Origin of the sequence: Nordella sp. HKS 07 (assembly GCF_011046735.1) — a bacterium.
Lineage (GTDB): Bacteria > Pseudomonadota > Alphaproteobacteria > Rhizobiales > Aestuariivirgaceae > Taklimakanibacter.
Genome location: NZ_CP049258.1, coordinates 4,717,592 through 4,735,378, shown reverse-complemented (window position 1 = coordinate 4,735,378; position 17,787 = coordinate 4,717,592). Strand labels below are relative to the sequence as shown.

Genomic DNA, 17,787 nt, shown 5'->3' with positions numbered 1-17,787 from the left:
TTTGCTCAAGATCACGATGAGTTTGGATTGAAGTCAATCCAAACTCATAAACGTGATCGATTTTTATATGTCAGCGCGGGATTTTTGCGAAAACCGGTATCCACTTTTCCGCATCCCGCGCTAGTAATCACACATTCAGGAGGAGATATTCCCGCTCCCACGAACTGATGACGCGGCGATAATGCTGCATCTCCTCGTGCTTGACGTCCTGGAATGCCTCGACGAATTTCTCGCCCATCACCTGCTTGAACGACTTGGTGTAATTCAGCTTGTCGAGCGCCTCATCGAGGCTGATCGGCAGCGTGTGGGCATAGCGGTAGGCCGAGCCCTCGACCGGGTCGGACGGCTTGAGCCGCTCGATCATGCCGAGATAACCGCAAGCGAGCGACGCCGCGAAGGCGAGATAGGGATTGGCGTCGGCTCCCGGCACGCGGTTCTCGACCCGGAGATTGGCAGGATCGGAGGACGGGACGCGCAGCGACACGGTGCGGTTGTCGATCGCCCAATGGACATTGGTCGGCGCATCCGATTCAGGCACCAGTCGCCGGTAGGAATTGACATTGGGCGCGGCGAGCGGAAGGGCGGCGGCGAGATAGCGCTGCAGCCCGGCAATATGGCTCAGGAACAGCTTCGACGGCGTGCCGTCCTTGCCGGCGAAGACATTCTTGCCGGTCCTCACATCCATCACCGACTGATGGATATGCATCGACGAGCCCGGCTCGTTCTCATGCGGCTTCGCCATGAAGGTCGCGAACATGTCATGCTTGAGCGCGGCCTGGCGCACCGTGCGCTTGAACAGGAAGACCTGGTCGGCGAGCTCCAGCGGATCGCCATGGTTGAAGTTGATCTCGAGCTGGGCAGGGCCACTTTCATGGCTCAGCGTGTCGACATCGAGCTCTTGCGCTTCGCAGAAATCATAGATGTCCTCGACGATCGGATCGAAATCGTTGGCGGCGTCGATGCCATAGGCCTGGCCGCCAGCCTCCTTGCGGCCGGAGCGGCCGACCGCCGCCTCGAGCGGATAATCGGGATCGATATTGCGCTTGACGAGATAGAATTCGAGCTCAGGCGCAATGACCGGCCGCCAGCCCTTCTCCTTGTAGAGCTGGAGTATGCGCTTCAGCACATGGCGCGGTGAGATATCAACCGGATCGTCATTGAGGTGGAAGGCGTCGCAGATGACCTGGGCGGTCGGCTCCTTATACCAGGGCACCAGGCGGATGGTGTCATAATCCGGCTGCAGATAGATATCTATGGCCGCATCGCTCACCGCCGAGGTTTCCCAGACATAGCGGCCATTGATGGTGAGGGTGAAGACTTCCTCCGGGATGCGCAGCCCGCGTGACTTGTTGCCCTTCAGAAATTTCGACGGGGGGAGAATTTTCCCCCGGGCCGTTCCGGACATATCGGCCACCAGGCATTCCACTTCACTGATCCGGCGTTCGGTAATCCATTCCTCAAATTTCGCTTGCGACATGATACCCTGTTATCGTTATGACGGGCCTACCTTACCCGGCCTCCTTGACGGAGGAAACAGGGCTTGGCATTGGTCAGTGACCATGCCGGCTTCCCTTGACGCGCAATCTTATTACCAGGCTTCCGCCCATCCTTTCCCCCCGAAACCCCGCCTCAACGGTGACGTTACGGCCGATATCTGCGTCGTCGGCGCCGGTTTTACGGGCCTTTCCGCCGCGCTGGAGCTGGCCGAGGCCGGCCTGAAGGTTGTGGTCCTGGAGGCCCGCCAGGTGGGCTATGGGGCATCCGGGCGCAATGGCGGGCAGATCTGCACCGGATTCTCCCCCAGGCAGCAACGCATCGAGGCGCAACTTGGCAAGGCGGACGCCCGCAAGTGCTTCGATATCGCCGAGGAAGCCAAGCGGCTCATCGTGGATCGCATCGCCAGGTACAAGATCGATTGCGACCTGAAATGGGGCTATCTGCATGCCATTCCCAAGCCGTCGCAGTTCGACGGGCTGAAAGAGTGGAAAGAGGAATGGGACACGCTCGGTTACACCGACACCCAGATCCTCGACAAGGCCGAACTCGAGGAGCGGCTCGCCACCAAAATCTATCACGGGGCGCTGCGCGAAGGCGGCGCCGGTCATTTCCATCCGCTCAATTACTGTCTGGGGCTCGCCAAGGCCGCAATCGCCGCCGGGGCGCAGATCTTCGAGAATTCGGCCGTCGTCAATGTCGAGCCGGGGACGACCGCCACCGTGCGCACGGCCAATGGTACGGTCAACGCCAAATTCGTGATCCTCGGCTGCAACGCCTATATCGGCCGCATGATGCCGGAGCTCTATGGCCGCATCATGCCGGTCACCAGCTACATCATCGCCACCGAGCCTCTGGGCGAAAACCGGGCGCGCGCACTCATCCGCGACAATGACGCGGTGGCGAACACGAATTTCATCGTCGACTATTTCCGTCTCACCAAGGACACGCGCCTCCTCTTCGGCGGCCGCGCCAGCTATTCGACATTGGAGCCGCCCAATCTCGGCGCCTATATGCGCCCGCGCATGCTCTCGGTGTTCCCCGAGCTCAAGGATGTGAAGGTCGATCATGCCTGGGGCGGCTATATCGCCATCACCTCGAACCGTATTCCCGACTGCGGCCGCCTCGGTGCCAACATCTATTATGCGCATGGCTATTCCGGCCAGGGCGTGGCGCTTGCCGGCATGTATGGAAAGCTGATGGCGGAAGCCATCAAGGGCCAGGCCGGCCGCTTCGACCTTCTGGCGCGCGTCAAGCACCTGCCCTTCCCCGGCGGCCCGATCCGCACGCCGCTCCTCGTGGCCGCGATGCTGTTCTATCGGATCCGCGACGCGCTGAGCTGAACGGCTCCATCACCTTCACCCTGGGGCGCATAGCCGGCAGTGATGCCGCGATAAATCTTGGGCAGTGGGAAAGCGAGATCACCGCGCTTGCTTGTCTTGAGCCCCAGCCCCACCAATGCCTCCGCGAATTTCACCGCCGCGGCGACACCGTCGATGACCGGAATCTGCAAGCGGTCCTCGATATACTTGGTGAGATCGGCCATTCCGGCGCAGCCCAGAACAATCGCGCCCGACTTGTCTTCGGCGATCGCCGCCTCGCATTCTGTCAGAATGCGCGCCCGCGCCATCGAGGACGGATCATCGAGTGCCAGGACCGGTATATCCACCGCCCGCACGCGGCGGCAATGCTGCGCCATCCCATAGTTGCGTACCAGATGCTCGGCGATGACGCGCGTGCGCTCGAGAGTTGTAACGACAGAGAATCCGGTGGCGACGAAGCTCGCCGCGTGCATCGCGGCTTCCGCGATGCCGAGCACGGGCGCCGCGGTGAATTCGCGCGCCGCCAGTAGGCCCGGATCGCCGAAGCAGGCGATTACATAGGCATCGGCAGCAGGCTCCTCGCGGATCGCCTCAATCAGACCGACGACGCTCATCGCCTCGTCATAATGACCCTCGATCGAGGCGGCGCCCGACTTCGATGTCGCGGCCGATATCTCCGTCCCGGCCGCGGCGACGAGGCGCGCCGCCTCGGCGATCGTGTTGGTCATCGTCTCGGTCGTGTTCGGATTGATCAGATGGATGCGCATGCTGGAGGCTGTTCTATTCGGATCAGGAAAGGTGGGCTTCGGCGGCGCGATGGCAGCGAATCTCGGTCGTGCCGATCAGAGACGGCTGCGGCGCCGTCGTCTTGCACTGGTCGGACGCCCAGGGACAGCGCGGATGATAGGTGCAGCCGGACGGCGGGCTGACCGGGCTCGGCAGATCGACGGCGACGGGGACGCGGTCGCGATTGGGATGCAGAAGATCCGGCACCGATCCCAGCAGAAATTTCGTGTAGGGATGCCGGGGATGGTCGAAGATCTCGTCGGCCGAGGCCTCCTCAACGATGCGGCCGAGATACATGACGGCCACGCGGTCGGACACGTGGCGCACCGCCGACAGATTGTGACTGATGAAGAGATAAGTCAGGCCGAGATCGCTCTGCAGGTCGGCGAGCAGATTGAGGATCTGCGCCTGCACCGATACGTCGAGCGCCGAGGTCGGCTCGTCGCAGACGAGAAATTCCGGCTCGGCCGCAAGGGCGCGCGCGATCGAAATGCGTTGGCGCTGGCCGCCAGAGAATTCATGCGGATAGCGTCCGGCATCGCGGCTACTGAGCCCCACGGTGTCGAGCAGCCCGTGCATGCGGCGCTCGGTGGCCTTGGCGCCGTCGCACAGCCCGAGCTCGCGGATCGGCTCGGCGACGATGTCGCCGACCCGCCAGCGCGGATTGAGGCTGGCAAAGGGATCCTGGAAGATCATCTGCGTGCGCAGACGGCCTTTGCGGCCGCGTCCCGGGGCAAAATCGAAGGTCCCGCGCGTCGCCGGCTGCAGACCCACCACCATGCGCGCGACGGTGGATTTGCCGCATCCGGATTCGCCCACGATGGAGAAGGTGGTGCCGCGCGGAATCTTGAAGGAAATGCCGTCGACGGCCTTCACCATCCGCGCCGGCTTTCCGAGCACGGTGCGGTCGAGCCAGGAATGCGGCAGGTTGAACCAGCAGGCGATGTCGGTGGCCGCGAGTGCCGGCTGCTCACTAGGCGACATGGCTCACCTCCAGGTCGAAATGCCAGCAGGCGGCTTCACTCGCGCCCGCCGTCCGCAAGGGCGGTCTCTCGGCGCGGCATTGCGCGCTCGCATGGCGGCAGCGCGGATTGAAGGCGCAGCCAGCCGGCATCGCATTCAGGCGCGGCATGGCGCCGTCGATCTGGACCAGGCGCTCGCAGCGCGCGGTGAGGCTCGGGATCGAGCCGATGAGGCCCTTGGTGTAGGGATGGCGCGGCGCGCGGATGATGGCGGCGACCGGCCCGATCTCGACGATGCGGCCGGCATACATGACGGCGACGCGATCGGCCGTTTCGGCGATAACGCCCATGTCATGCGTGATCAACATCATGGCGGTGCCGCGCTCGCGGCAGACGCGCTTCAGAAGCGCGGTGATCTGCGCCTGGATCGAGACGTCGAGGGCGGTCGTCGGCTCGTCGGCGATTACAAGCTCAGGCTCGGCGCACAGAGCCAGCGCAATGACCACGCGCTGACGCATGCCGCCTGAGAACTGATGCGGATACTGGCCGATGCGGAGCTCAGGCGAGGGAATACCGACTTCCTGCAGCAGCTTGATCGCACGTTCCGCGGCTTGCGCGCGCGACAGGGGCAGATGCACCCGGATGGTCTCGACGAGCTGATCGCCGACCGTCAGCAGCGGATTGAGGGAGGTGAGCGGGTCCTGGAAGATCGCGCCGATGGTGCGCCCGCGTAGTTTCTGCATCTCGCGCACGGGGAGTTGGTCGATCCGCTGCCCGCCGACATGAATCTCGCCGCCGGCGACCCGGCCTGAGGATTCGAGGAGGCCGATGACCGCAGCACCTGTCAAGGATTTTCCGGCGCCGGATTCACCGACGACGCCCAATATCTCGCCCCGCCCGATGGCGAGATCAATGCCGCGGATCGCGGTGAGCACGCCGCGCCGCGTCGGGAATTCGACGACGAGGTTGCGAATATCGAGGACCGGCGTGGCGGGCTTCGTCACATGCGGCGAGATATGAACGGGCGCGGCGGTCACTTGTCAGGCCACTTCGAAGGGGTGGGCGCCGTCCTCAGAGACGACGCGGCCACGCTTCATCACCAGACGGCGCGGCCGGCAGGAGGCCACCGCCTCGGCCAGCGCCTCGCCGTCGACGAGCATGAGATCGGCGATATTGCCGGCGGCGAGGCCGTAGTCGGCGATGTTCATCACCTTGGCGCCGCCGAGCGTCACCACATCGTAGACGCGTCTGATATCGCGGTCACGGCTGAGATAGTTGCGTTCGCCCAGATACATCACGCGCTCCAGCATGTCGCCGCTGCCCCAGGGATGCCAGCAGTCGCGAATACCGTCCGATCCCGAGCAGACGGTGATGCCGGCATCGAGGGTGCGGATCAGCGGCGGGCACGGCCAGCCCGAGGGCCCGGTCGTCATCACGGCGATATCGTTTCTGGCGAGATCCTCCAGCATGCGCCCGACGACGAGATAGTCGTTATGGCCGAGGCAGAAGGCATGGCTGATGGTGACTTTGCCGTTGAGTCCTTGCGCCTTGGTGCGCTCGACGATCATGCCCATGGTGAAAAGCCCGAGCTCACCCGGCTCGTGCAGATGGATGTCGAGCGGCTTGCCGTGCTTGGCGGCGAGCCCGAATATCGTGTCGAGATGCCCCTTCGGGTCCTTGTCCATCGAGGACGGATCGAGGCCGCCGACGACCTCGGCGCCCATGGCCAACGCCTCATCCATGAGTTCCACCGTGCCCGGCCTGATCATCATGCCGGACTGCGGGAAGGCGACGATCTCGATGTCGATGAAGTCCTTATACTTCTCGCGCGTCGCCATGACGCCTTCAACGCCCTTCAACCCATGCACCGTGTCGATGTCGACATGGCTGCGGATGTGGGTGGTGCCGCGCGCGACCGAGATCGCTACCTGGCGGGCCGACTGGCGCGCCGGATCGAGGCCAAGCTTCGATTTCATCTCGCGCTCATTGGTGATCTTGTCGATGAGCGTGTAGCCCACGTCATTGACGTTCCACTTCATGCCGAACAGCGTCTTGTCGAGATGGGTGTGGGCTTCGATCAGGCCGGGCAGCAGGATGGCGCCGGCGCCGTCGATTACTGCCGCTCCCGCGTGAGGCCCGGCGGCGCCGATCGCGGCAATCCGGTCGCCGCTGATGGTGATGTCGGTCGCAGCCTCGCCCCAGGGACGGACATTCTTGATGATGGTCTTATTCGTCACGGATGCACCTTCTTTGCGAAATCACTGAAGCTTCGGGTTGAGAGCGTCGCGCAGCCAGTCGCCGAGCAGATTGACCGCAAGTATGATGAGGCCGAGCTGGAAGGCCGGGAACAGCACCACCCACCAGCTGCCGGAGAAGAAATACTGATTGCCGATGCGGATCAACGTGCCGAGCGAAGGCTGGGTGACCGGCATGCCGACGCCGAGAAACGAAAGAGTCGCCTCGGCCAGAACGGCGAGACCGAGATTGAGTGTCGCTGTCACCAGGACCGCCGTCATCACATTCGGCAGGATATGGGTCAGGAGAATGCGGGTGGTCCTGACCTCGAGGATCTTGGCGGCCAGCACATACTCCTTGCGCGCCTCGACCATGGCGGAGGCTCTCACGATGCGCGCATACTGCACCCATGACGTGATGGCGATCGAGGTCATCAGGATGAGCGGGGCGAAGGTGTCGCGCAGATTGACCGGCAGCATCTCGCGGAACAGCGCGCTGACCAGGATCGCCACCAGAAGCGTCGGGATCGACAGGACGAAATCGCCGACCCGCATCAGGATATTATCGATGATGCCGCCGGCGAAGCCGCAGATCAGCCCGATGGTGACACCGATCGCCATGGAGGCGAGAACGCTGGCGAAGCCGATCAGCAGCGAGATGCGCGAGCCGTAGAGAATCGCGGACAATACGTCCCTGCCCTGCACATCCGTGCCGAGCAGATAGGGCGCTTCGCCGCCTTCGCTCCAGACCGGCGGCAGCTCTGCCTTGTCGAGGAAGAGCTGGGTCAGGTCATAGGGATTCTGCACCGCGATCAGGGGAGCGAGAAAGGCCGTCAGCGCCACGATCAGGAGGATCAAGGCCGAGATCATCGCCATCGGCGAGCCGCGGAAGCTATAAGCGAGATCACTGTCCCAGGCCTCGCTCAGCCGTTGGCGCCAGTGCGCCAGGCGGCCCGTCTGGCCCGCTTCATCAATGTGCATGGTAACCTCGCGCCACGCCGGCCTGGCGCAATCTCGGATCGACCCACAGATAGATCAGATCGACGATGGTGTTGATGGTGACGAAGATCGCCGACACGATCATCAGATAGGCGGCCATCACCGGCATATCGATGAACATCACCGCCTGCACGAAGAGCTGACCCATGCCCGGCCACTGAAACACCGTCTCGGTGACGAGCGCGAAGGCGATCAGGTCGCCGATCATCATGCCGGTCATGGTGACGACCGGCATCAGGCAGTTCCTAAGCGCGTGCCGGAAATGAACGAGGCGGTTGGGAAGACCGCGGGCGCGCGCGAATTTGACATAGTCGGTGCGCAGCACCTCGAGCATCTCGGCGGTCACCAGACGCATGATGAAGGAGATCTGGAACATGGCGAGCGACAGCGCCGGCATGATGAGCGCGCTGCGGCCGGAGGGCGTCAGGAGACCTGTCGACCAGCTGCCGAAGTGCACAACCTCGCCGCGTCCGAAGGCCGGCAGCCAGTTGAGCTGGACCGCGAAGACCACGATCAGGAGAATGCCGATGACGAAGGACGGGATGGACACGCCGATCATCGAGAAGATGGTGAGCAGACGGGCGACGGGACTGCCCTTGCGGATCGCGGCATAGACGCCGAGCGGGATGCCGACGCTCAAGGCGACTATGGTGGAGACGAGGACCAGCTCCAGCGTCGCCGGGAAACGTTCGGCGATCAGCGACATGACCTCCTGCTGATTGCGGTAGGAGATGCCGAAATCGCCCTGCACGGCGCGCGTGATGAAGGTCACGAACTGCATGACGAAGCTCTGGTCGAGGCCGAGGCGGATCCTGAGCGCGTCACGCTCGGCCTGGCTCGCCTGCTCGTTCAGCATTAGCTGGACCGGATCGCCCAGGAACTGGAAGATCATGAAGGCGACAAAGGCCACGGCGATCATCACCGCCACCGCATTGCCGATCCGCTTGAGTACCATCGAGATCATGGGTTTGATCCTTTTGGGAAGCCGGGAGCCCGCATCAAATCGGCTCCCGGCGATCCGGCGTCACTTATTGAGGACGGTCAGCCAGTGGCGCGACTTGTTGTCAGAGAGCTGCACCACGCTCTTGACCTTGGGACCCAGGGCCCAGGCCATAGGTTGCTGATGAAGCGGCAGGAAGTCCACATTCTGCTTGAGCTTCAGGAGTGCTTTCGATTGCAGCGCCAGTCGCTTCTCGCGGTCGAGCTCCTTGCCGGCAGCATCGATCAGCGCGTCGACCTCAGCGTCCTTCCAGCCGCCCCAGTTGAACACGCCCGACGTGCCGGTCTTGGAGTGGGCCACCTGCACGAGGATCGAGTAGCTGTCGATCATCGGCTCATTGGCCCAGCCGAGAATGCCGACATCGAACTTGCCGCTCTCGAACTTGACCGTCTGGATGCTGGTCGGCGCGGTATCGAGATTGGGCTTGAGGCCGATGCGCGCCCACATGGAGGACACCGCCTGGCAGATCTCCTCTTCGTTCACATAGACATTGTTATCGCAGACGAAGTTGAAACCGAAGCCGTCGGCATAACCCGCTTCGGCGAGCAGCGCCTTGGCCTTCTCGGGATCGTAGGCCTGACGCTCATCGAGCTCCGGCACGTAGCCCGGGATCGCCGGCGCCACCATAGAGCCGGTCGTGCGCGACAGGCCGCGCATCACTTTCTTCTGCAGCACGTCGATGTCGATGGCGCGGTACAGCGCCTCGCGCACTTTGGCGTCGTTGAACGGATTCTTGGCGTCCGACGCCTGGAGCTTGTCGGCTCGGTTGAAGAGGAAGAAGACGGTGCGCAGCTCGTTGCTGGACAGCACCTGGATGCCGGGCGATTGCTTAAGGCGTGGAATGTCCTGTAGCGGCGCCTTCTCCATGTAGTCGATCTGGCCCGACAGCAGGGCCGCGACGGCGGTCGCGGGCGAGGAGATCGGCGTGAAGACCATCCGGTCGATATTGTGGCGCGGCTTGTCCCACCAGTCCTTGTTGGCTTCGAAGACCGTCTCGGCGTCCGGCTTGCGCGAGACGACCTTGAAGGGACCCGTGCCATTGGCATGGGTCGTCGCATAGCCCTCGATGCCGGCGCCGACATCTGTCGGGGCCGTGGCGTTATTGGCGACGAGCCATTCCTTGTCGAAGATGAGGATATTGGTCAGGTCGTTGAGGATGAGCGGGTAATTCTCGGTGACCTTGATATCGACGGTGTAGTCGTCGATTTTCTCCGCTCCCTGATAGGCCGGCAGGTTGCCGCGCAGCGGGGATTTCGGGTCGCTCACCCTTGTGAGCGAGGCAAGGACGTCGTCTGCCGTGAAGGGCGCGCCGTCATGGAACTTCACGCCCTTGCGCAAATGAAAGCGCCGGACCGTCGGCGAGATATCCTCCCACGAGGTCGCGAGCGCTGGCTCGATCTTCAGCTGATCGTCATAGCGAACCAGCCCTTCATAGACATGGTTCAGCGTCGAGATTGTAAAGGTGCTGCCATAGGAATAGGGGTCGAGCGAGTCGATGTCGCGCGACGCGCCCCAGCGCAGCTCCGCCGCGGTGGCCGAAGCCGCCAAGGGCAGTATCAGCGCCGCCGCAAGGCCCAGGCCAGGTAGTAGCTTGGTGAGTGATTTCATGAGCTCCTCCTCTCAGGTCGTTTCCATCCGGCAGCGGCCTGTGACTGGCCGACATCAGCGGCCATGCCTGCCCTGCCCGTCGCGACGTTCTGTGCGCCGCTTGATCCGCCTCCTTTGTGAGGCAGGCGTATCGCATACACTATCTTATCAAAACTGTATACATTATTTTTGAGATAGTGTAGACAATAGCTATGCAGGGGGCGAGGCAGTATCGTGATTGGCAGCCATGATTCGCCGAAAAACGGACCATACGGGCACAGCCGCCAGGCCGGGGCCGAAGGGAAAACGTGCAAGTCGCGCGGGCAATCTCGCCGAGCATGTTTACACGTCGCTGCGCCGCGCCATCATCGAGCAGGCGCTGGCACCAGGCACGAAACTGCCCGAGGATTCGGTCGGCACAAGTTTCGGCGTCAGCCGCACGGTGGTGCGCAGCGCCATCGTCCGACTGGTCGCCGAGGGACTGGTGGTCCAGCAGCCCAATATGCGGGCCACCGTGGCCTCGCCCAGCCTCGAGGAAGCGCGGGCGATCTTCCGCGTCCGACGCGGTCTCGAACGCATGGTCCTGGAAGAGCTCGTCTCCCGGCTGGAGCCGGCGCATTTCACAAAATTGCGCGCCCATGTGGCGAGCGAGGAGGAAGCCAAGCGGCATGCCGAACCCGAATCGATCCGGTTGTCGGGCGAATTCCATCTGCTTCTGGCGCAGTTCACCGGCAACGAGTTGTTGATCCGCTTCGTCAGCGAAGTGGTTTCGCGCGGGTCGCTGATCCTTGCCCTTTATGGCCGGCCGCATTCATCGGAATGCGCGGTGAACGAGCATCTGGCGCTGATCGAAGCACTCGAGGCAGGCGACGTCGAGAAAGCGATCCGCCTGATGGACGAACATCTCGTCGCGGTGGCGACGCGCGGCCTCCTCGATACCGACGTCAAGCGCGAACGCAGCCTGCAGGACATCCTCTCGGCCTATCGCCCGGCCGGCGAAGCGTAGAGCGCTTCTCGCTTCAGTATCCGATCGCCCTCCCCCATCCTTCCACCAGATCAGGGATGCAATACCCATGAGCGGGAATACCAGCTTCGATTTCAGCGCCCTTACGGAAAGACAGAAATACAAGCTCCTGATCGGCGCCGTGGTGCCGCGCCCGATCGCGCTGGTCACAACCGTCGACAGCCAGGGCCGGGTCAATGCGGCGCCCTTCAGCTTCTTCAATTGCCTCTCGGCCGAACCCGCCATCCTGGCCTTGGGCGTCGAGAACCGCCATCAGGACCTCGCCTTCAAGGACACCGCCCGCAACATCCGCATCACCGGCGTCTTTACCGTCAATATCGTCTCCGACAGCATCCTCGCGGCGATGAATGTCTGCGCCGTCCCCTTCGCGCCCGGCATCGACGAATTGCAGGAAGCCGGCCTCACCGCGGCTGCGGGCGACAAGGTGGCCTGCCCGCGCATCGCGGAATCGCCCGTCGCCTTCGAATGCAAGCAGCATGTGACGCTCGAGATCGGTGCCTCGCGCCAGATCGTGCTCGGCGAAGTGCTGGCAGCCCATATCCACTCAGGCCTGGTCAATGACCGGCTTCACATCGATCCCTATGGCCTCGACGCGATCGGGCGCATGGGCGGACATGGCTATGCGCGCACGCGCGACTATTTCGATCTCCCGACCATGACCATCTCCGAATGGGAGGATCTCAAGCGGGGCCCGTCGGCACGGAAGTCGTCTTCAATCTGAATAGTCCAGGAAACACAGCATGCGCGAGAGTGGAAGAACCCTCATGACCGCCGACTGGGTGGTGGGTAATGTCGACGGCCGTCATGTCCTCTATCGACGTGGCGAAGTGGTCTTCGAGGCAGGCGAGATCATCTTCGTGGGCCACGGCTTTCCCGGAGAAATCGCCCGCCGGCGCGATTGCGGCCGCGCCCTAATCGCACCCGGCTTCATCGACCTCGACGCGCTGTCCGATCTCGACACGACGATACTCGCCTTCGACAATCATCCCTCCTGGCGCAAGGGTCGGACCTGGCCCAAGAGCTACATGGAAGCCGGTCCTTATGAGATGTATGCGCCCGAAGAGCTCGTCTTCCAGAAGCGGCATGCCTTTGCCCGCCTCATCCGCAATGGCATCACCACCGCGCTGCCGATCGCGTCCCTCTATTACCGCGAATGGGGCGAGACCACGCACGAATTCGCCGGCGCCGCGCAGGCTGCCGAGGAACTGGGGCTCAGGGTCTATCTCGGTCCCGCTTATCGCACCGGCAATCCCTATGTGGTGAGCCCTGAGCATTTCGAGCTTCATTTCGACGAAGAGCGCGGCCTCAAGGGCCTCGATGAGGCGATCAGTTTCTGCAGGACCTTCGAGGGAAAGGCGCAGGGCCTGATCCGCACCATGCTGGCGCCCGACCGGATCGAGACCTGCACGGCGCGGCTGCTCCAGCGCACGGCCGCGGCCGGCGCCGATCTTGACGTACCAGTCCGGCTCCATTGCGCGCAAGGTGAGTTCGAGCGCGATACGGTCCGCCGCCTTCATGACAAGACATCAATCGAATGGTTGGCGAGCCTGAACTTCATGTCGGAGCACACCTTGCTGCCGCATGGCATTTTCGTCAGTCCGTCGCGCCACATTGCAGGGCCCGGACGCGACCTGGATCTGGTGCGCGAGGCGGGCGCCGCCCTCGTCCATTGCCCGCTGGTCTCGGCGCGGTTCGGCGACGGCCTCGAGAGCTTCACCCGCTATCGGGCGCTCGGTCTCAGAATGGGGCTCGGCACCGACACGTCCCCGCCCGACATGCTGCTCAACCTGCAGGTCGGCCTCATCGTCTGCCGGCTCATGGACCAAAGCGCCACCACCTGCCGTGCCGAACATTATTTCGACGCCGCGACGCTCGGTGGCGCCGAGGCGCTGAACAGGCCCGATCTCGGACGCCTGGCGCTTGGCTGCCGGGCCGATATCGTCGTGTGGGATCTGGCGAGCCCCGATATGGGCCAAGTGATCGACCCGATCCAGACTCTGCTCATCAGCGCCACGGGACGCGATGTGCGCAATGTCGTCATCGACGGACGCTTTGTGATGGAAGATCGCCAGATTCCCGGCATGGACTTTGCCGCCGAGGCGGCGCGCGCGCAGAAGCAGTTCGACGGCCTCATCGCGCGCTATCCCGACCGGACCTACGGCCACCCACCGGTCTCTGAGATTTTCTCCTCAGCCTATCCGGTTATTGCTGCGCTCGAATAAAGCTACTCGTGCTTATGTTCCGGCAGGCCCTTGCGCTTTGTCTCGGCGAATTCCTCCAGCTGCTTCTCGCTCATCGAATCGTACATCTCGCGCGAAGCACCTTTCAGCTCGCTTTTCTTGGCATCGCCGCGCTTGGCGGCAAGGGCGGCGCCCGCCGCTTTCTGCTGGGCTTTCGATTTCGCAGGCATGATGGTTCCTCACAGTTCTAAGGACTGTGAGGAAAACGATCCCGGACGCGAAGGGTTCCGCTATTCCGGCAGTGGCGCGCCCCTGGCACCCTTCTGCCAGGCCCTGAGACAGAGATAATCCAGCACGATCGTGGCGCCCGCCAGGGCGGTGATCTCGGCATGGTCATAGGGCGGCGAGACCTCGACAAGGTCCATGCCGACGAAATTCACCTCGGTGAGCTTGCGGATGATCGACAGCGCCTGGTGTGAGGACAGTCCGCCCGGAACCGGGGTGCCGGTGCCCGGCGCGAAAGCGGGATCGAGGCAGTCGATATCGAAGGTGAGATAGGCTTTCTGCTTGCCCACCGTCTTGGTGATCTCGGCCGCGACTTCCGCCGGGCTCATTTCATGAACCTGGTCGGAATAGAGGATCTTGAAGCCGAAGGTCTGCTCGCCATGGAAGGTGGTGCGGATGCCGATCTGGACCGAGCGCCTGGGATCGATAATGCCTTCCCTAACGGCGTAGTTGAACATCGTGCCGTGATCGATGCGATCGCCGTCATCGGGCTCGACGTCGCGATGGGCATCGAAATGGACGAGCGCGAGCGGCCCATGCACCTTGGCATGCGCCTTGAGCAAGGGATAGGTGACGAAGTGATCGCCGCCCAGGGAGACGAGTTCGCTCCCCGTCTCGATCACCGACAGCGCATGCTGAGTGATCGCGTCTGGGGCCAGGTCCTTGCGGCCCCAGTCGAAGAAACAGTCGCCGTAGTCGACTACCGCCAGCGTGTCGAAGGGGTCGAACATCCACGGCCAATAGGGACCCCAGGCATGCTCCACGGACGCCTTGCGGATCGCCTCCGGCCCGAAGCGCGTGCCGGGCCGGTTGCTGACCGCCTGGTCGAAGGGAATGCCGGTGATCGCGATGTCGACGCCCTGAAGCTCGCGGCTGTATTTGCGCCGCATATAGGAGAGAGCGCCGGCATAGGTCGCCTCGAGCTCGGTGCCTTTGAGGTTCTTGCGGCGAAAGGCGCTGTCCCCCGGTATCGAGGTCAGCTTCGAGATTTCAAGTGTCAAACGTCTACTCCGTCAATACGAGCGTGTCTTCCGGCGCCCAGTGGATCCACACCTGCTGCCCGCGTTCGACGCCCGCGCCTCCGGCGCGTTTGTCGTTCTGCACATTGACGGCGAGCTCGAGGTCGTCCTTGCAGCGTACCACCACATGGCTGGTATCGCCATAATAGGCGACATCGCGCACCTTGCCCTCGGTTTTGATGGCATGCGCCGCATTTGGCTGAGCTTCGGAAATCTTGAGCTTTTCGGGGCGCACTGCAATGGCGATCTCGCCCGCCGCCTTGCCGTCATGCGGCACCTCGATCTGGCCCAGTCCTCTGGCGTCGCAGACGAGTTTCCTGGCGCTCGAGGAGACGACCCTGGCGTTGATGAGGTTCACCTTGCCGATAAAGTCGGCGATGAACCGGCTGCTCGGATGCTCATAAAGCTCGGCCGGCGTCGCGATCTGCTGGACGGCGCCCTTGTCCATGACGGCGATGCGGCTCGCCATGGAGAGGGCCTCGTCCTGGTCGTGAGTGACGATGATGAAGGTGATGCCGACATTCTCCTGGAGCCGGGTCAGCTCGAGGCGCATCTCGTCGCGCAGCTTGGCGTCGAGCGCCGAGAGCGGCTCATCGAGAAGCAGCACCTTGGGCCGCTTCACCAGGGCGCGGGCGAGCGCCACGCGCTGGCGTTGGCCGCCCGACATCTGGTCGGGCTTGCGGGCGGCAAGATGGGTGAGCTTCACCATGTCGAGCGCCTCGCCGACGCGCCGCTTCGTCTCGTCCGCCGGAACGCCGGTGACTTTCAGGCCATAGGCGACATTCTCGGCCACCGTCATATGCGGAAAGACGGCATAGGACTGGAACACCATGTTGGTCGGGCGCTTGTTGGGCGGCGTCAGCGCCATGTCCTCGCCGCCGATGATGATCTGGCCCGCAGTCGGCGTCTCGAGGCCGGAAATCATGCGTAGAAGCGTGGTCTTGCCGCAGCCTGAGGGCCCGAGAAGCGCGAAGAACTCGTTCTGGGCGATGTCGAAGGAGACATCGTCGACAGCCTTCACTCCCCCGGGAACATCTTGGTCACATTGCGAAGCGAAACGATAGCGTCGGCCATGGTCCTAACCCTTGCCCGATTTGTCGGGCGCTTGCAGCTTCATTGCGATGATGGTGGCGATGACCGTGATCACGATGAGGACGGTCGAGGCGGCGTTGATCTCCGGTGACACGCCGCGGCGCACCAGCGAATAGACCTTGACCGGAAAGGTTACGGTCTCGGGCCCGGAGGTGAAATAGGTGATGACGAAGTCGTCGAGCGACAGCGTGAAGGCGAGCAGTGCGCCGGCGACAAGGCCCGGCATCATGAAAGGCACGATGACGTTCCAGAAGGTCTGCCATTCGCTCGCCCCCAGATCCTTCGACGCCTCCTCGAGCTGGCGGTTGAAGCCGACGAGCCTGGAGCGCACCACGATCGCCACGAAGGGAAAGCAGAAGGCGACATGGGCGATGATGATGTTGATCAGGTTGAACGGCCAGATCAGGCTCACCGACCACGACATCATGCCGGCATTGGTGAAGAAGAGCAGCAGCGACACGCCCATGCAGATCTCGGGGATGACGATCGGGAGCGACATCACGCCTTCATAGGCGGCCTTGAAAGGGAAGCGGAAGCGCCAGAGCACCAGCGCCACCATGGAGCCGATGATGGTCGAGATGATGGTCGAGATCAGCGCGATGGTGAGAGAATTGAGCATCGCCTCCTGGAGATCGGCGTTGTTCCAGGCCTTGACGTAATTATCGAGCGTGAAGCCGCGCCAGATGACGCCGCGCTTGTCGGTATTGAAGGAAAAGGCGATCAGCGTGAAGATCGGCGCATAGAGCGCGAAGAAGATCGCCGCGAACAGGACCTTGAGCCACGTGCGGCTGCCGTAGTCGAGCGGGCCCGAGCCGGGCTTGAGCGCTTGCGTCATCAGACGTCGACCCCCTTGCTGCGCGCGGCGAGGAAGGCGCGCAAGGCAAGCGCCCCGAAGGTCACATACATCAGGAGGAAGGACAAGGCCGAGCCGAAGGGCCAGTCATTGGCCGCCTTGAACTGGTCCTCGATGACATTGCCGATCATGATGGCATTGGCGCCGCCCAGCATCGCGGGCGTCAGGAAGGAGCCGAGGCACGGGATGAAGACAAGGATGATGCCGGTGACGATTCCGGGCATGGTCAAGGGCAAGGTTACCTTGAAGAAAGTCTGGAACTGCGAGCCGCCGAGATCGAGGCTCGCCTCGAGATAGGAGCGGTCGAGCCTTTCGATCGTCGCATAGAGCGGCAGCACCATGAAGGGCATATAGACATAGACGAGCCCGACGATCACGGCGCCGTCATTATAGAGCATGTCGAAGGGCCCGAGCCCGACCCAGCCGAGGACGAGATTGAGGTAGCCCTGGCTGCGGAAGACGGCGATCAGCGCATAAGTGCGGATCAGCAGGTTGATCCAGAAGGGCAGGATCACCAGCAGCAGCAGCAGCGGCTTCCATCTGGCCGGCGCGAAGCAGATGCCGAAAGCGATCGGATAGGCGATGAGCAGGCAGAGCGCGGTCGCCACCACGCTGATCCACACCGATTTCCAGATGATCGTCAGATAGACGGCTTCGAAGGCGCGAATGTAGTTGGCGAGCGTTCCGGTGAATTGCGTCTCGGTGATCGAGATCTTGTCGCTGAACGAATCGTGGAAGAGCCAACCGAGCGGGATCAGGAAGAAAAGCAGAAGCCAGAAGGTGCCGGGTGAGAAAAGTGTCCAGAAAACCCGTGGGTTGACCCTCCAACTATCCACGATGTAACGCCTCCCGCCCCTAAACTTGTCCCCGCGATGCTAGAACAAGTCGACCGGAGACGGCAACATGCCATCCCCGGCCGATCACGTATTTTGTCGCGAATCCCTTCCGGC

17 protein-coding genes are annotated in these 17,787 nt (G+C 62.9%); 4 read left to right on the top strand and 13 right to left on the bottom strand.

Annotated elements, in window-relative coordinates:
• Positions 1-127: 127 nt before the first annotated feature.
• Positions 128-1,477: a glutamine synthetase family protein gene (locus G5V57_RS22240; RefSeq protein WP_165169725.1), complete on the bottom strand. Its 1,350-nt coding sequence runs from the start codon at positions 1,475-1,477 to the stop codon at positions 128-130.
• Positions 1,478-1,559: 82 nt separating this feature from the next.
• Here G5V57_RS22240 and G5V57_RS22235 point away from each other — a divergent pair, with 82 nt between their 5' ends.
• Complete coding sequence (locus tag G5V57_RS22235; protein ID WP_165169724.1) at positions 1,560-2,837, top strand: FAD-binding oxidoreductase; 1,278 nt, start codon at positions 1,560-1,562, stop codon at positions 2,835-2,837.
• Here the strand turns inward: G5V57_RS22235 and G5V57_RS22230 are convergent.
• Genes G5V57_RS22230 through G5V57_RS22200 form a run of 7 tightly spaced genes read right to left on the bottom strand, consistent with a single transcriptional unit; the run spans position 2,810 to position 10,405 of the window.
• On the bottom strand, positions 2,810-3,583 hold the full coding sequence (locus tag G5V57_RS22230; RefSeq protein ID WP_165169723.1) for an aspartate/glutamate racemase family protein: 774 nt from the start codon (positions 3,581-3,583) through the stop codon (positions 2,810-2,812). The genes G5V57_RS22235 and G5V57_RS22230 overlap by 28 nt on opposite strands.
• Before the next feature lie 22 nt (positions 3,584-3,605).
• Positions 3,606-4,586, bottom strand: a complete 981-nt coding sequence (locus G5V57_RS22225; protein ID WP_165169722.1) for an ABC transporter ATP-binding protein — start codon at positions 4,584-4,586, stop codon at positions 3,606-3,608.
• Positions 4,576-5,601, bottom strand: a complete 1,026-nt coding sequence (locus G5V57_RS22220) for an ABC transporter ATP-binding protein (RefSeq protein ID WP_371744586.1) — start codon at positions 5,599-5,601, stop codon at positions 4,576-4,578. The genes G5V57_RS22225 and G5V57_RS22220 overlap by 11 nt, the downstream gene beginning before the upstream one ends.
• Before the next feature lie 3 nt (positions 5,602-5,604).
• Positions 5,605-6,801 (bottom strand): amidohydrolase family protein, encoded by a 1,197-nt coding sequence (locus G5V57_RS22215; protein WP_165169721.1) that lies wholly within the window; start codon positions 6,799-6,801, stop codon positions 5,605-5,607.
• 21 nt (positions 6,802-6,822) lie between these two features.
• The gene (locus G5V57_RS22210) at positions 6,823-7,779 is read right to left on the bottom strand and encodes an ABC transporter permease (protein ID WP_165169720.1); all 957 of its coding nucleotides are present in this window, start codon (positions 7,777-7,779) and stop codon (positions 6,823-6,825) included.
• Entirely contained in the window at positions 7,769-8,761 is a 993-nt protein-coding gene (locus G5V57_RS22205) for an ABC transporter permease (protein WP_165169719.1), read from the bottom strand. Before G5V57_RS22205 ends, G5V57_RS22210 begins: the two co-directional genes overlap by 11 nt.
• Positions 8,762-8,821: 60 nt before the next feature.
• The gene (locus tag G5V57_RS22200; protein ID WP_165169718.1) at positions 8,822-10,405 is read right to left on the bottom strand and encodes an ABC transporter substrate-binding protein; all 1,584 of its coding nucleotides are present in this window, start codon (positions 10,403-10,405) and stop codon (positions 8,822-8,824) included.
• 226 nt (positions 10,406-10,631) lie between these two features.
• Between G5V57_RS22200 and G5V57_RS22195 the strand changes: the two genes are divergently transcribed.
• The 3 genes from G5V57_RS22195 (at position 10,632) to G5V57_RS22185 (ending at position 13,630) form a co-directional block, all read left to right on the top strand.
• Positions 10,632-11,390 (top strand): GntR family transcriptional regulator, encoded by a 759-nt coding sequence (locus tag G5V57_RS22195; protein ID WP_165169717.1) that lies wholly within the window; start codon positions 10,632-10,634, stop codon positions 11,388-11,390.
• A gap of 67 nt (positions 11,391-11,457) precedes the next feature.
• Positions 11,458-12,129 carry a flavin reductase family protein gene (locus tag G5V57_RS22190; RefSeq protein ID WP_165169716.1) on the top strand — a complete coding sequence of 224 codons (672 nt, stop codon included), beginning with the start codon at positions 11,458-11,460 and terminating at the stop codon, positions 12,127-12,129.
• 43 nt (positions 12,130-12,172) lie between these two features.
• The gene (locus tag G5V57_RS22185) at positions 12,173-13,630 is read left to right on the top strand and encodes an amidohydrolase family protein (RefSeq protein ID WP_246737319.1); all 1,458 of its coding nucleotides are present in this window, start codon (positions 12,173-12,175) and stop codon (positions 13,628-13,630) included.
• Between the two features lie 2 nt (positions 13,631-13,632).
• Here G5V57_RS22185 and G5V57_RS22180 read toward each other — a convergent pair whose 3' ends face one another.
• The 5 genes from G5V57_RS22180 to G5V57_RS22160 are packed head-to-tail and all read right to left on the bottom strand — an operon-like array spanning position 13,633 to position 17,673.
• Entirely contained in the window at positions 13,633-13,818 is a 186-nt protein-coding gene (locus tag G5V57_RS22180) for a DUF3008 family protein (protein ID WP_165169714.1), read from the bottom strand.
• A 60-nt stretch (positions 13,819-13,878) separates the two neighbouring features.
• A complete protein-coding gene (speB, locus tag G5V57_RS22175; RefSeq protein ID WP_246737318.1) occupies positions 13,879-14,874 on the bottom strand; it encodes an agmatinase in 996 nt (331 codons plus the stop codon).
• 4 nt (positions 14,875-14,878) lie between these two features.
• Positions 14,879-15,913, bottom strand: coding sequence for an ABC transporter ATP-binding protein (locus G5V57_RS22170; protein ID WP_246737317.1), 1,035 nt, complete (start codon positions 15,911-15,913; stop codon positions 14,879-14,881).
• 57 nt (positions 15,914-15,970) lie between these two features.
• Positions 15,971-16,819: an ABC transporter permease gene (locus tag G5V57_RS22165; RefSeq protein ID WP_165169713.1), complete on the bottom strand. Its 849-nt coding sequence runs from the start codon at positions 16,817-16,819 to the stop codon at positions 15,971-15,973.
• The gene (locus G5V57_RS22160) at positions 16,819-17,673 is read right to left on the bottom strand and encodes an ABC transporter permease (protein WP_165169712.1); all 855 of its coding nucleotides are present in this window, start codon (positions 17,671-17,673) and stop codon (positions 16,819-16,821) included. Before G5V57_RS22160 ends, G5V57_RS22165 begins: the two co-directional genes overlap by 1 nt.
• Positions 17,674-17,787: the final 114 nt, after the last annotated feature.